Origin of the sequence: Nocardioides sp. (assembly GCF_034670285.1) — a bacterium.
Lineage (GTDB): Bacteria > Actinomycetota > Actinomycetes > Propionibacteriales > Nocardioidaceae > Nocardioides.
The window spans coordinates 1-13,003 of record NZ_JAXMNS010000046.1; the positions used below are offsets into that span (position 1 = coordinate 1).

The 13,003-nt window shown below is 70.3% G+C and carries 12 protein-coding genes and 1 pseudogene; 4 read left to right on the forward strand and 9 right to left on the reverse strand.

Annotation, left to right across the window (positions count from 1 at the left end; all coding sequences use genetic code 11):
• On the forward strand, positions 1–1,419 hold a 1,419-nt coding region (locus tag VOI19_RS03825; protein ID WP_416366318.1), incomplete at its 5' end, for an MFS transporter.
• Between the two features lie 113 nt (positions 1,420–1,532).
• The gene (locus VOI19_RS03830) at positions 1,533–1,916 is read left to right on the forward strand and encodes an RNA polymerase-binding protein RbpA (protein ID WP_323791629.1); all 384 of its coding nucleotides are present in this window, start codon (positions 1,533–1,535) and stop codon (positions 1,914–1,916) included.
• A gap of 31 nt (positions 1,917–1,947) precedes the next feature.
• Here VOI19_RS03830 and VOI19_RS03835 read toward each other — a convergent pair whose 3' ends face one another.
• The 8 genes from VOI19_RS03835 to VOI19_RS03870 all read right to left on the reverse strand — a co-directional run bounded on the left by VOI19_RS03835 (position 1,948) and on the right by VOI19_RS03870 (position 10,586).
• On the reverse strand, positions 1,948–2,436 hold the full coding sequence (locus tag VOI19_RS03835; protein ID WP_323791630.1) for an FxsA family protein: 489 nt from the start codon (positions 2,434–2,436) through the stop codon (positions 1,948–1,950).
• 4 nt (positions 2,437–2,440) lie between these two features.
• Positions 2,441–3,202, reverse strand: a complete 762-nt coding sequence (locus VOI19_RS03840; protein WP_323791631.1) for a polyprenol monophosphomannose synthase — start codon at positions 3,200–3,202, stop codon at positions 2,441–2,443.
• A gap of 10 nt (positions 3,203–3,212) precedes the next feature.
• Positions 3,213–4,769, reverse strand: a complete 1,557-nt coding sequence (gene lnt / locus VOI19_RS03845) for an apolipoprotein N-acyltransferase (protein ID WP_323791632.1) — start codon at positions 4,767–4,769, stop codon at positions 3,213–3,215.
• A 410-nt stretch (positions 4,770–5,179) separates the two neighbouring features.
• Positions 5,180–5,569: a hotdog domain-containing protein gene (locus VOI19_RS03850; RefSeq protein WP_323791633.1), complete on the reverse strand. Its 390-nt coding sequence runs from the start codon at positions 5,567–5,569 to the stop codon at positions 5,180–5,182.
• A complete protein-coding gene (locus tag VOI19_RS03855) occupies positions 5,569–6,399 on the reverse strand; it encodes an OAM dimerization domain-containing protein (protein WP_323791634.1) in 831 nt (276 codons plus the stop codon). The genes VOI19_RS03850 and VOI19_RS03855 overlap by 1 nt, the downstream gene beginning before the upstream one ends.
• Positions 6,396–7,955 carry a lysine 5,6-aminomutase subunit alpha gene (locus VOI19_RS03860; RefSeq protein WP_323791635.1) on the reverse strand — a complete coding sequence of 520 codons (1,560 nt, stop codon included), beginning with the start codon at positions 7,953–7,955 and terminating at the stop codon, positions 6,396–6,398. The genes VOI19_RS03855 and VOI19_RS03860 overlap by 4 nt, the downstream gene beginning before the upstream one ends.
• Positions 7,952–9,526, reverse strand: coding sequence for an amidohydrolase (locus VOI19_RS03865; protein WP_323791636.1), 1,575 nt, complete (start codon positions 9,524–9,526; stop codon positions 7,952–7,954). The genes VOI19_RS03860 and VOI19_RS03865 overlap by 4 nt, the downstream gene beginning before the upstream one ends.
• Positions 9,519–10,586 carry an L-erythro-3,5-diaminohexanoate dehydrogenase gene (locus tag VOI19_RS03870; protein ID WP_323791637.1) on the reverse strand — a complete coding sequence of 356 codons (1,068 nt, stop codon included), beginning with the start codon at positions 10,584–10,586 and terminating at the stop codon, positions 9,519–9,521. Before VOI19_RS03870 ends, VOI19_RS03865 begins: the two co-directional genes overlap by 8 nt.
• Positions 10,587–10,717: 131 nt before the next feature.
• Between VOI19_RS03870 and VOI19_RS03875 the strand changes: the two genes are divergently transcribed.
• Complete coding sequence (locus VOI19_RS03875; protein ID WP_323791640.1) at positions 10,718–12,184, forward strand: lysine 2,3-aminomutase; 1,467 nt, start codon at positions 10,718–10,720, stop codon at positions 12,182–12,184.
• Here VOI19_RS03875 and VOI19_RS03880 read toward each other — a convergent pair.
• Positions 12,181–12,651 carry an Lrp/AsnC family transcriptional regulator gene (locus VOI19_RS03880; protein ID WP_323791638.1) on the reverse strand — a complete coding sequence of 157 codons (471 nt, stop codon included), beginning with the start codon at positions 12,649–12,651 and terminating at the stop codon, positions 12,181–12,183. The genes VOI19_RS03875 and VOI19_RS03880 overlap by 4 nt on opposite strands.
• Positions 12,652–12,766: 115 nt before the next feature.
• Here VOI19_RS03880 and VOI19_RS03885 point away from each other — a divergent pair.
• Positions 12,767–13,003: pseudogene (locus VOI19_RS03885) on the forward strand (flap endonuclease); the annotation flags it as partial.

Below are 13,003 nucleotides of genomic sequence, written 5' to 3' on the forward strand. Positions count from 1 at the left end.
CGTCGAGGACGGTCGGTGGAGGGAGAGCACGACATGAGCACCGGACCCAGCGGCATTGCCGACCTCGGCCCGCTCGCCAGGACGCGCGAGCAGAAGGGCTGGTACTGGTACGACTGGGCCAACTCGGCCTACTTCACGACGGTGCTGAGCGTGCTCTTCGCGCCCTACATGGCCACCGTCGCCGGCCGCGCGGCGGGCTGCGGCGAGGAGGTCGTGGGCTGTTCACGCACGCTGAGCCTCCTGGGTCTCGCGGTCTCCCCCGGGTCGTTGCCGTTCTACCTCACCAGCTTTGCCACGATCACCAGTGCCTTCGTGCTGCCGGTCGTCGGAGCCCTGGTCGACCGCTCACCCCGCAAGAAGATGCACCTCGCGGGCTTCGCCTGGGCCGGCTCCGCGTCGGCGTCCCTGCTGTTCTTCCTGCGCGACGACGACTGGAAGCTCGGGGCCGTGGCCGTCGTCGTGAGCAGCGTGCTCGCCGGCTGCTCGCTGGTGAGCTACTCGGCGATCCTGGTCGACATCTCCACCGAGGACGAGCGCGACGCGGTCTCCTCGCGCGGCTGGGCCTTCGGCTACCTCGGTGGCGGCACCCTGCTGCTGATCAACCTGGTGATGGTGCAGGTCGGCCCGTTCGGGCTCGACAAGGAGCTGGCGGTGCGGCTGTCGTTGCTCTCGGCGGCCATCTGGTGGGCCGGCTTCACGATCATCCCGTTCGTACGCCTTCGCAACCGGCCGGCGGTCGCGGTCGAGGCGGTCGACGGCGGGCTGCTCTCGCGCAGCTTCGGTCAGCTGTTCCGCACGCTCAAGGACCTGCGCAACTACCCGATGACGCTGACGTTCCTGGCCGCCTACCTCTTCTTCAACGACGGCATCCAGACCGTCATCTACGCCGCCTCGACCTACGGTGAGAAGACCCTGGAGTTCGACACGTCGGTGCTGATCGCCACGATCCTGCTGATCCAGTTCGTGGCCTTCGCCGGAGCGCTCCTCTTCGGCCGCATCGCCGCGCGCTACGGGAGCTATCGGCCGATCCTGTGGGGCACGTTCGCGTGGATCGCGATCGTCGTCCTGGCGTTCCTCCTGCCGGCCCGGAACGTGCCGCTCTTCCTCCTCGTCGCAGTCGGCATCGGCCTGGTGCTGGGAGGCACCCAGGCCCTCGCCAGGTCCTTCTTCAGCCTCCTGATCCCCCGAGGACGCGAAGGGGAGTACTTCGCGCTCTACAACGCTGCCGAGCGAGGTACGTCGTGGCTCGGCACGCTCACCTTCGGGCTGGTCTTCCAGCTCACCGGCTCCTACCGGCCCGCGCTGCTGGCCCTGATCGCCTTCTTCGTCCTCGGGGCCCTCTTCCTGCTGCGCCTCGACCCCGTGCGTGGCATCCGCGAGGCCGGCAACGAGGTCCCGAAGTCGTTCTTGGAGAGGTGATGCGTGGAATCTTGGCGATGTGGGTACCGTTGTAAGAACGTCGGGCGCACCCGCTCGACATCAGACCAGGCCTGCAAGGGCCGACAAAGGCCTAACAAGGTTGGAGGTGCCTCATGGCAGAGCGCACTCTGCGTGGCGCACGGCTGGGCGGTCAGAGCTTCGAGGACGAGCGCGGCATCGAGTTCGCTGCTCGTCAGCAGGTCGGTTATCGCTGCCCCCAGGCGCACGAGTTCGAGATCACGATGTCGGTCGAGGCCGACATCCCCGCTGTGTGGGAGTGCCCCCGTTGCGGGGCCGAGAGCCTGAGCACGTCGGGCATCCTCAAGGAGGAGAAGGCTGAGAAGCCGGTCCGAACGCACTGGGACATGCTCTTGGAGCGTCGCTCCGAGAAGGAGCTCGAGGACATCCTCAAGGAGCGTCTCGACCTCCTGCGCGGTGGCCAGATCGGTCCGGCACACCTGCACCGGACCACCAAGAAGCGTCGCGCGACCGCCTGACGCTCCTCGGCGCTGCAGACACTCGTGGGGGTCAGTCCTCCACGACCTCGCCTCGGACGACGGGTCCTTCGGACCCGGGTCCGGGGCGATTCGTCTGCCCGCCCCGCGCAGGTCCGGTAGCCCCCAACGGACCCATGACGGTGAGCCGGCGGGTCACGACGCGCGAGAGCACCCCGCGGAAGAGCGGCCGCGTCAGCGGCACGATGAGCAGCACCCCGAGGATGTCGAGCACGAAGCCGGGGCTCAGCATGAGCGTGCCCCCGATCAGGATGAGCGCCCCGTCGCCAAGCTCGTCGCCGGGCATCCGACCGCTCTCCAGCGCGCTGCGCAGGGCGCGGAAGGCGCGTGACCCCTCACGCTTGATCAGCCAGGACCCGATGGCGCTGTCGAGGATGAGCAGCACGACCGTCCACCAGGCACCGATCACCTGGCCGACCTGGATCAGCACGTAGATCTCGACGATCGGCACCACCACGAAGGCGATGAGCAGGAACCAACCGATCGGACGTCGTCGAGCCATGTCGTCAGTCTAGGTGGCGGCTGCGGGCCCGCCGTCGACCCCAGGACCGCCGGACCTGGTCACCTCGCTCGCGCAGGCCCCAGGCGGTGATCCGCCCGAGCGACTCCGTGGCCACGGTGCCGCTCATCTTCGAGTCGCCTCGCACCCGTTCGACGAACTCGATCGGCACCTCGCGCACGACGAGCCCGGCGTGCAGGGCCCGCCAGAGGAGGTCGGTCTGGAAGACGTAGCCGGTCGAGCGCACCTCGGAGAGGTCGATCTGCTCCAGGGCCGAACGCCGGAAGACCCGGAAACCCGCCGTGGCGTCGCGGACGTCGATGCCGAGGAGCAGGCGGACGTAGCGGTTGCCTCCGCGCGACAGCAACGTCCGGGTGACGGGCCAGTTGACCACCGAGCCACCAGCCACCCACCGGGACCCGATGACCAGGTCGGCATCGGTGATCGCGTCCAGCAACCGGCCGAGCTGCTCGGGCTGGTGCGAGCCGTCGGCATCCATCTCGCCGATCAGGTCGTAGTCGCGAGCGAGCGCCCAGGCGAAGCCTGCGAGGTAGGCAGCACCCAGGCCGCCCTTGGCAGCGCGGTGGAGCACGTGGACCTGTTCGTCCTGGGCCGCCAGGCCGTCGGCGACGGCACCGGTCCCGTCCGGCGACTCGTCGTCGACGACGAGCACGTGCACGTGCGGCTGGGCGCGGCGCAGCCGGTCGACGATCCAGGCCAGGTTGTCGGCCTCGTTGTAGGTCGGCACGACCATGACGGTGCGGGGCACGGGCTCGGTCCTAGGCTCCGACGTCGGCTGACGTCGGCTGCGACTCGTCGGCACCTGCTGCCCGCTGCCGCGTGCGCCCGCGACGGTAGGAGACGAGCCCCAGCAGCAGCCCGAAGGCACTGGACACCATGGCCAGCAGCGGGAGGGCCGCGCCGACGCGCACCGCGGGAGTGAGGCCGGCGCGCAGGTCGACGGTCTCGACGATCACGTCCTGCGTCAGCCGCTGGGTGCGGTCCACGACGCTGCCGTCGGGGGCGATGACACCCGACACGCCGTTGGTCGCTGCCACGACGACGTACTTGCCGGACTCGATCGCGCGGGCCCGTGTCATCGCGAACTGCTGCTCGACCTGGTCGGTGAAGATGAAGCTGGCGTTGCTGGTCTGCACGGTCAACAGCTCGGCGCCGTTCTCCTGCTGCACCGCGAGGCCGTCGTCGTAGGCGATGTCGAAGCAGATGGCGTCCGCGAGGGGGATCCCGGCGACCACGAGCGGCGTCGTCCGCTTGCCGCTGAGCATGTCGCGCCCGATGCGGGCCAGCTGGCCGCCGTCGGTGAGCCCGAGACGCTCGAACGCGCCGCGGAAGGGGATGAACTCCCCCATCGGCACGGGGTGTCGCTTGGTGTAGCGCTCCCCCGCACCGGTGACCGGGTCCCAGACGATGCCCTGGTTGAGGATGTTGTCGGGACCGGCGTCCACGATCGCCCCGACCACGACCGGCACTCCGATCGCCGTCACCGCCGTGGTGATCTGGGCATTGGTGGAGACGTCGAGGAACGGGTCGACCGCCGTGGAGTTCTCCGGCCAGAGGACGAAGTCGGGTTGCGGAGCGAGCCCGGCCGCCACGTCGTCGGCGAGGGCCACGGTCGCGTCGACGTGGTTCTGCGTCACCCCGCGGAAGTCAGCCAGGATGTCGTTGCCGGCTCCCGGCACGTCGCCCTGCACGGCGGCGACGGTCACCTGGTCGCTGGTCGGAAGGGTCCACGGGACGACGGACGGCACGACGGCGACCGACGTGAGGCCGACGAGCCCCACGCCCGCGTAGAGCCGCTCGTCGCCGCGAGCAGCCAATGCCACCCGGGCCAGCAGGAAGCCGAGTGCCGCCACCACCAGCGAGACCCCGTTGACCCCGACGTAGGCGAGCGCGGGTGCGAGCGGGGTGTCGACGACCCCGAAGCCCAGGCGCCCCCACGGCATCCCGCTGAAGGGCCAGGTGGAGCGGGTGAACTCCATCGCCAGCCAGGCGCCGGCCAGCCAGAAAGGCCAGGCGCGCAGCCGGTGCAGCACCGCTGCCGCCATCCCGAAGAGCCCGTGGAAGAACGCCTCGATGCTCGCGAGGGCGATCCACGCGACCGCACCGATCGAGGAGCTCATCCAGTAGATGTGGGGGAAGTAGAAGCCGATCCCGAAGCTCAGCCCGACCAGGAACCCTGCCCGCACGCGCACGTTGCGGGTCGTGAGCGCCAGGACGGCCAGCGACAGCGGCATCAGGTAGGCGATGGCGACCGGTTCGAAGGCCAGCGAGAGCACGCCACCGGCGACCAGGGCGGCGAGGATCCGGACGGGCACGTGCGAACGGTACCGGGACCGTCCGGGTGCTCACTGCAGGGCTCCGGGAGGACCCGCCCCCGCCCTCGGCCGCCCGCCGTGCACGACTGGTGGTCGTGACGGGGTCGTTGTCTCAGGTGTGGGGGGTCCTCCCGTGTCGCTCTCATGGAGCGGACCGACCTCCGCGAACCGCGGCGTCAGGATGTTGGTGCTACACCCCTCCGACCCCGGCCACTCGGACGTCGGTCCACCTACCACGACCTGCATGAGCGGACGGCACAGACTTGCGCTGCCGCGCGCGAGTGTCAACCGGCCGCTGACCTGCACGAACATCTAAAGTCGCAGGTCAGAGCAACCCCCGATGGGGTGAAAATCGCGGCCATTTCGTCACCCCTGACGGCGTGTCGTGGTCCGACATGCCGGGGAGCGCGTCAGCCCGGTACGACGACCGTCCCGCGCGCCGACGTGGCCAGCAACGGCGGGTCGAGCACCTCAGCTGCTCCGGGCTGGTCGGGGGTGGTAGCGCCGCGGGCCACCACGTGGACGGTGAAGTCCATCAGCCGCGAGCGGGTGCCGGCGCGGGTCAGGACCGCAGTCACCTCCAGCACGTCGCCGGCCCGGACCGGAGCGACGAACTGCACGTCGGAGTAGGAGGCGAACAGGCCCTCGTCGCCGTCGGTGCGGATGCACAGCTCGGTGGCCACGTCGCCGAAGAGACCGAGGCTGTAGGCACCGTCGACCAGGTTGCCCGCGTAGTGCGCGTGCGCGTAGGGCACGTAGCGGCGGTGGACGACGGTGGTGCCGTCACGGGGGTCGGTCATCAGGCGCTCCTACTCGTGGCGGTGCTCGTGGTGGGGCTGCTGGTCGGGGCGAGACGGTGGGTGATGAACGAGGCCACCTCGCCGGGGGTCGTGCCGCGGGCGAAGATGCGGTCGACCCCCAGCTCGTCGGCCATCGTCTCGTCGAAGCGGGGACCCCCGACGATGAGCAGCGGCCGGCGGTCGGATGGGTAGGACTCGCGGAACGCGGCCGACATCTCACGGGTGTTGAGCAGGTGGGCATCGCGCTGCGTCACGACCTGCGAGACGAGGACGGCATCAGCCCGCTCGGCGCGGGCGCGCTCCACCAGCTGGGGCACCGAGACCTGCGCGCCGAGGTTCACGACCTTCAGCTCGCGGTAGTACTCCAGGCCCTTCTCGCCGGCGAACCCCTTGATGTTGAGGATCGCGTCGATCCCCACCGTGTGGGCGTCGGTGCCGATGCAGGCGCCCACCACGGTCAGGCGCCGGCGCAGGCGCCGCTTCACCGCGGCGTTGACCTCCTTGGGGGTCAGCAACGGGTAGTCACGCTCCACGACCACGACCTTGCTCGGGTCGACGACGTGGTTGACCCGGCCGTAGACGACGAAGAACGTGAAGCCCGACCCCATCGGCTTGGCGTGCACGACCAGGGCGGGGTTCATGCCCATCTTGTTGGCCAGCTGGGCCGCGGCGCCCTCGGCGACCTTCGAGTGCGGCATGGGCAAGGTGAAGCTCAGCTGCACCATGCCGTCGCCGCGCGTGTCGCCGTACGGGACCAGCACCTCGGGCGCCGGCTCGCTCACCGCATCGCTCGCAGCATCGATCACCGCATCGCTCACTGGCTCGCTCATGACGTCTCCTCGAGGATCTCGCTGGCCGGGTTGTAGTAGTCGGCGGCCTTGCGGGCCACGCCGTCGAGTCCGCGACCCGCGTCGGCCGGCCGCTTCATCAGTCCGAAGGTGCCGTCGGCGATCGCGTCGAGCATGCCGTCGTCGACGATCCGGTCGAGCAGCTCGATCGACTCCCCCAGCACCTGGCGCGCGCGGGTGGCGATGAAGCCGTCCGGGCTCGGGTGGAAGTCCTCGTGCAGCGACCCGGCGGCGTCCAGGACGTAGCGGACGTTCTGCAGCGCCACGTCGCGGTCGGAGAGCCAGGGGGTCACCACGGCCTCGGTCATCATGCCCACCAGCAGGATGCTCTGCCCGGTCAGGGCGCCGGCGAGGTTGAAGAAACCGTCGAGCAGGTTGCCCTTGAAGACGTCGCCGGTCATGTGGCGCGTCGGCGGCATCCACTTCAACGGAGCCTTCGGGAAGACCTCGCGCGCCAGCAGGGCGTGGGCCAGCTCCATCCGGAACGAGTCGGGGATGGCAGGGTCGATCTCGAAGGCGTGACCGAGGCCGAGCTGCCAGTCCTCGAGGCCGGCCTCCTTGGCGAAGTACTCGTTGAGCAGCTGGCTCGTCGTCACCGTGTGCGCGGCCTCCACGGCGTCGGCCGTGGTGAGGTAGTTGTCCTCGCCGGTGTTGATGATGATGCCCGCGCGGGCGTGCACCTGGCGGCTGAAGCGTTGGTCGACGAAGGTGCGCACCGGGTTGATGTCGCGGAAGAGGATCCCGTACATCGAGTCGTTGAGCATCATGTCGAGTCGCTCGAGTCCGGCGAGCACGGCGATCTCCGGCATGCAGAGGCCGCTGGCGTAGTTGGTCAGCCGCACGTAGCGGCCGAGCTCCTTGCTCGTCTCGTCGAGCGCGGCACGCATCAGGCGGAAGTTCTCCTGCGTGGCGTAGGTGCCCGCGAAGCCTTCCCGGGTCGCGCCCTCGGGCACGAAGTCGAGCAGGCTCTGGCCCGTCGAGCGGATCACCGCGATCACGTCGGCGCCCTCGCGCGCCGCCTGCTGGGCCTGCGGGATGTCCTCGTAGATGTCGCCGGTGGCCACGATGAGGTAGATCCACGGCTGGCGCGGCGCGTCGCCGTGACGCTTGATGAGGCGCTCCCGCTCGGCGCGACGACCGTCCACCCGTCGTACGCCGGCCGCGACCTGCGTACGGCTGACCTTGCGGGCCCGGGTGGCGTCCTTGCCCTCGGGCAGGCGGAAGGTGACCGACCCCGCCGCAGCCTTCTGGGCGAGGGTCAGCAGGTCCTCGGCCTCGCCACGCGCGAGCGCGTCCCACACCGGCAGCGAGATCCCGTGCTCGAGACCGACGTCGGCGCGCACGACGTCGGCGAGCCGGTTGACCCAAGGCGTGCCCTCCTCGTCAGCCCCACCGAGGCCGGCCAGGCGCAGCGTGGCGCGCTCCACCGAGACGGTGGTGTGCTTCTTGGCCATCGTGACGATCGGGCGACCGGCCTTGCGGGCCAGGCTGCGCGCGTGACGCACGGTGGCGGGGTCGAGGTCGAGCTTGCCCCTCATGAGGCCTCCGATTCGTAGATCACGGTGCCGTCGGCGAGCAGCCGCAGCAAGGTCGGCAGCTCGACGTCCGGGCTGAGGACCGGGAAATGATGGTCGTCGAGTCCGCCCGGGACGTCCCAGATCGCCAGGTCCGCGCGAGCGCCCGGCACCAGCGACCCGCCGCTCTCGTCGGGGTGCCCGGCAAAGCTGCTCCCGCGCGTGTGGGCGCGGTAGGCCTCGTAGGTGCTCAGACGCTGCTCGACCTGGTGGTGGAGCGTGGCGGCCCGCACCGCGGCCCAGGGGTCGAGCCCGGTGACCGGTGAGTCCGAGCCGCAGGCCAGCCGCACCCCCGCCATCGAGAGGTCGAGCAACGGGTTCGTCTCGCTCCACCGCTCGCCGAGGCGGGCGGCGTACATGCCGTCGGGCCCGCCCCAGAGGGCGTCGAACATCGGTTGCACGCTCGCGGTCACCCCGAGGTCGGCGAGGACCCCGATGACGTCGGGCGAAGGCATCTCGACGTGCTCGAGGCGATGGTGGGCCCGGCGTACGGTCTCGGCGCCGAGCACCTCGGCGGCGCGGCGGAACCCCTCTCCGATGGCGTCGAGCGCGGCGTCGCCGATGCAGTGGAAGCCCGCCTGAAGACCGACCTCGGTGCAGGCCACCACGTGGTCGCGGACCTGCTCGGCGCTGACGTAGGCGTGACCGCAGGTGTGCGGGGCGTCGGTGTAAGGAGCACTCATGGCAGCTGTGCGCGAGCCGAAGGCGCCGTCGGCGACCAGGTCGCCGGCGAGGCCGTTGGCGCCGAGCCTGCGTGCGGTGTCGATCGCCATCAGCTCGCCCCAGTAGACGGTCGCGCGCAGACCGGTCTCGCCGGCCGCCTGCCGCACGAGCTCGATCTCCGACTCCGGACCGATGTGGGGAGCGGCGTTCTCGTGGAACCCGATGACGCCGTGGGCCGCCATCGCCCGACAGGCGGCGCGGGCCGCACCGAGGCGATCGGCGTCGCCGATCAGCGTCTCGAGGGTGTTGCGCACGGCGTGGTGCGCGTCGCGCTCGACACGACCGTCGTCGCTCCACCCCGCCAGGTCGGCCAGTCCGGGCACCAGGGTCGCCAGCGCCGGCGAGATCACCGAGGAGTGCCCGTCGACACGCGTGAGATAGCTACGCCGTCCGGGCGCGGCCCGCTCGAGCTCGGCGGCGGTGGGCGGACGTGACTCGGGCCAGTCGGTCTCGTCCCAGCCCTGTCCGACGATCACCGCGTCGTCAGGGTGCGCCGCGGCGAACCCTGACACTGCATCGAGAACCTCGGTGAGACTTCGCGCCCCCTCGAGAGTCAGCCCGGTGAGGGCGAAGCCGGTGCGCACCGTGTGCACGTGGCTGTCGACGAACGCGGCTCCCACGGCCGCGCCGTCGAGGTCGATCACCATGGGGGCGCCGTGGCCCGTGCCGATCCAGCCCTCGGCCTCCTGGTCGGTGCCGGTGAAGGCGATCCGCCCACTCTCCACCCCCACGGCAGTGGCGTGGTGCTCGACCAGGCCGTCGAGGACGCTGCCGCCGCGGAGGACGAGTCGTGTGGAGGGCCGTTCAGGCATGCTGCAGCCGCCTTTCGAAGAGGGAGCGGACACCGACATCCTCGCGGAGCAGGGCGAGGGCGTGCTCAGCGTGCCCCGGCACGTAGCCGTTGCCGACGAGCATGCGGACGTCGGCGGCCAGGCCCTCGGCGCCGAGGGCTGCGGCAGCGAACGAGGTGGCCATCGAGAAGAAGATGACCGTGCCACCCTCGGCGGTGGCCAGCACCGCGCCGCCCTCGCAGCCGGGCACGTCGACGCACACCACGGTCACGTCGGCCGGACCGCCGGCACCGGCAACGGCACCGCGCAGGGCGAGCGGGTCGCGGGCGTCTGCGATGACGACCTCGTCGGCCAGTCCGGCGGCAGCCAGCAGCGCGGCCTCCGCGTCGTGAGGCACCACGCCGATGGTCGTGCGTGCTCCGGCCCGACGCGCAGCGGCGAGGCTCAGCGAGCCGGACTTGCCGGCACCTCCCACGACAGCGACCACCGGTCGACTCCCCCGCTCGACGTACTCCGCGACCACCCGGGACGTCAGCGCCGGCGCACCGCACACGTCCATGACCGAGAGGGCCAGGTCGGGGGCGAGGTCGGCGGGCAGCCGGGCCGCGATGGAACGGCCGAACAGCACTGCGTAGCCGTCGCACGGCACCTGCTCGCCCAGGCCGTCCCAGGTGGCGAGAGCGTCCTCGATCACCAGGGGCGTCAGGGTCAGGGAGACCAGGGTGGCGACGCGGTCACCGACGTCGAGCCCGAGGGTCGAGCCCGGCCCGACCTCCTCGACGACGCCGATCAGCATCCCGCCGGAGCCGGTCTCGGGGTTCTGCATCTTGCCGCGCTCCGCGACGATCGCCAGCACCGCGGCGCGCACGGCGTCGCCGTCCGGGCGTCCGTCGACAGCGTGCGTGCGCTCGAGCTGGCGGAAGGAGGCGGCGTCGAGATTGAGCTTCTCGACGCGGATCCGCACCTCGTCGGGCCAGAGGTCGGCACCGGTGTCGAGTCGCTGCGCCGCCTGAGGCAGCACCAGGGGGCGGTCGAGAACTCGGTGGAGCCCCGTCGGATCGGCGGTTCCCGTGCGGGGCATCAACGATTACCTCTTCCTCAAGACGTTGGAGGCCGTAAATCTTGCGGCGTGCCAGCGTGCGCGCGTGATTATCTTCGCCTAGTCTAGTGATGGATGTGGCGTACGCCACCACCAACACCCTGGGAGAGCAGATGAGCATCGAGACGTCCGTCGCCGCGTTGTCACGACCGGACGCCGCGCAGCCCTACCCCTATCGGCGCGTCGAGCTGGTCGAGCCCGACTGGACGAGGTTCCCCGGCTGGCGCGACGTCACCGCTGCCGACTGGGCCTCCGTGCAGTGGCAGCGCTCCCACTGCGTCAAGAACGTGCGCCAGCTGCGCGACCTGCTCGGCGACCTCGTCGACGAGCGCTTCTACGCCGACCTCGAGCGCGACCAGGCCGAGCGCGCGACGATGAGCATGCTCGTGCCGCCGCAGATGATGAACACAATGGTGCCGCACGACGTGCCGGGTGGCCCCGGCTCCCTCACCGACGCGTTCTACGCCGACCCGGTGCGTCACTACATGATCCCGGTCTTCTCCGACCGCCGTACCGACTGGTCCTCGCACCCCCACGCCACGCGCGACTCCCTGCACGAGCACGACATGTGGGTCGCCGAGGGCCTCACCCACCGCTACCCCACCAAGGTCCTCGCCGAGCTGCTGCCGACCTGCCCGCAGTACTGCGGCCACTGCACCCGCATGGACCTCGTGGGCAACTCGACTCCCACGGTCGACAAGCTCAAGTTCGTCGCCAAGCCCACCGACCGGCTCGACTCGATGATGGACTACCTGCGCCGCACGCCGTCGGTGCGCGACGTGGTCGTCTCGGGCGGCGACGTGGCCAACATGCCGTGGCCTCGCCTCGAGGACTTCCTCACCCGGCTGCTCGAGATCGACAACATCCGCGACATCCGACTCGCCACCAAGGCCCTGGTCGGACTCCCCCAGCACTGGCTCCAGCCCGACGTCGTCGAGGGGATGACCCGGGTCGCCGGCACCGCACGCTCGCGCGGGGTCTCGATCGCGATCCACACCCACGCCAACCACGCCAACTCGATCACCCCGCTGGTGGCGGAGGCGTCGCGGGCGATGCTGGACGCCGGCGTGCGCGACGTGCGCAACCAGGGCGTGCTGCTCAACGGCGTCAACGCCGACCCGCACGCGCTGCTCGACCTCTGCTTCGGTCTGCTCGACGGCGCGCAGATCATGCCCTACTACTTCTACATGTGCGACATGATCCCGTACTCGGAGCACTGGCGGGTCTCAGTCGGTGACGCCCAGCGTCTCCAGCACCACATCATGGGCTACCTGCCCGGCTTCGCGACGCCACGCATCGTGTGCGACGTCCCCTTCGTCGGCAAGCGCTGGGTGCACCAGCTGGAGTCCTACGACGAGGTGCGCGGCATCTCGCACTGGACGAAGAACTACCGCACCTCGATCGAGCTGGAGTCGGCGGACGCGCTCCAGCGCACCTACGAGTACTACGACCCGATCCACACCCTGCCCGCCGAGGGTCAGGCGTGGTGGGCCGCGCACGGTGACCTCGACACCTCAGCGCTCAAGGCCGCCGAGGTGGCCGAGGCGTCGCGACGGATGGCGGCGCTGCAGGCCTACTAGTCGCTCGCGCAGGATCCGGTGACCGGACGGCTCTCGTAGTACGTCGAGAGCACGATCTCGGTGCGAGTCGCCACGTTGGCGACCGCCCGGATCCTGGCCAGCAACTCTTCGAGGTCGGAGGGCTTCGAGACCCTCACCTTGAGCAGGTAGGAGTCCTCACCCGCCACCGACCAGCACGACTCGATCTCGGCGGTCGCGCTGAGCCGGTCCGGCGCGTCGTCGGCCTGGGACGGGTCGATCGGGCGGATCGAGATGAAGGCCGTGAGCGGCAGTCCGATTGCCTCGTAGTTGATGACCGCGCTGTAGCCGAGGATCAGACCGCGCTGCTCGAGACGCTTGACGCGCTGGTGCACGGCCGAGGTCGACAGACCGGTCGCCTTGCCGAGGTCGGTGAACGACATCCTCCCGTCGGCTGCGAGCAGCTCGAGGATGCGTCGGTCGGTGACTTCGAGCTCGGTGGGGGTCACGGCGTCAGCGTATGGGTAAATCGGGTTGTCGCCGCAGATTGTTTCGAGACCTGGGCGCCGCGCCGCAACAGGTGCACCGTGACAGGATGCGGCCGTGAGCGAACCCGGACGCCTGATGCTGCTCGACACCGCCTCGATGTACTTCCGCGCCTTCTACGGCGTTCCGGAGTACTCCGCCCCTGACGGCACCAACGTCAACGCCGTGCGCGGGCTGCTCGGCTACATCGCCCGTCTCGTCGAGGAGTACCAGCCCACCGACCTCGTCTGCTACTGGGACAACGACTGGCGCCCGCAGTGGCGCGTCGACCTGATCCCCTCCTCCAAGGCCCACCGGGTCGTGGAGGAGGTCGCC

Bases quoted from the DNA above. Each gene is read 5' to 3' on its own strand.
- VOI19_RS03830 (WP_323791629.1), top strand. From the start codon at position 1,533: ATGGCAGAGCGCACTCTGCGTGGCGCACGGCTGGGCGGTCAGAGCTTC.
- VOI19_RS03835 (WP_323791630.1), bottom strand. From the start codon at position 2,436: ATGGCTCGACGACGTCCGATCGGTTGGTTCCTGCTCATCGCCTTCGTG.
- VOI19_RS03850 (WP_323791633.1), bottom strand. From the start codon at position 5,569: ATGACCGACCCCCGTGACGGCACCACCGTCGTCCACCGCCGCTACGTG.
- VOI19_RS03855 (WP_323791634.1), bottom strand. From the start codon at position 6,399: ATGAGCGAGCCAGTGAGCGATGCGGTGATCGATGCTGCGAGCGATGCG.
- VOI19_RS03860 (WP_323791635.1), bottom strand. From the start codon at position 7,955: ATGAGGGGCAAGCTCGACCTCGACCCCGCCACCGTGCGTCACGCGCGC.
- VOI19_RS03865 (WP_323791636.1), bottom strand. From the start codon at position 9,526: ATGCCTGAACGGCCCTCCACACGACTCGTCCTCCGCGGCGGCAGCGTC.
- VOI19_RS03870 (WP_323791637.1), bottom strand. From the start codon at position 10,586: ATGCCCCGCACGGGAACCGCCGATCCGACGGGGCTCCACCGAGTTCTC.
- VOI19_RS03875 (WP_323791640.1), top strand. From the start codon at position 10,718: ATGAGCATCGAGACGTCCGTCGCCGCGTTGTCACGACCGGACGCCGCG.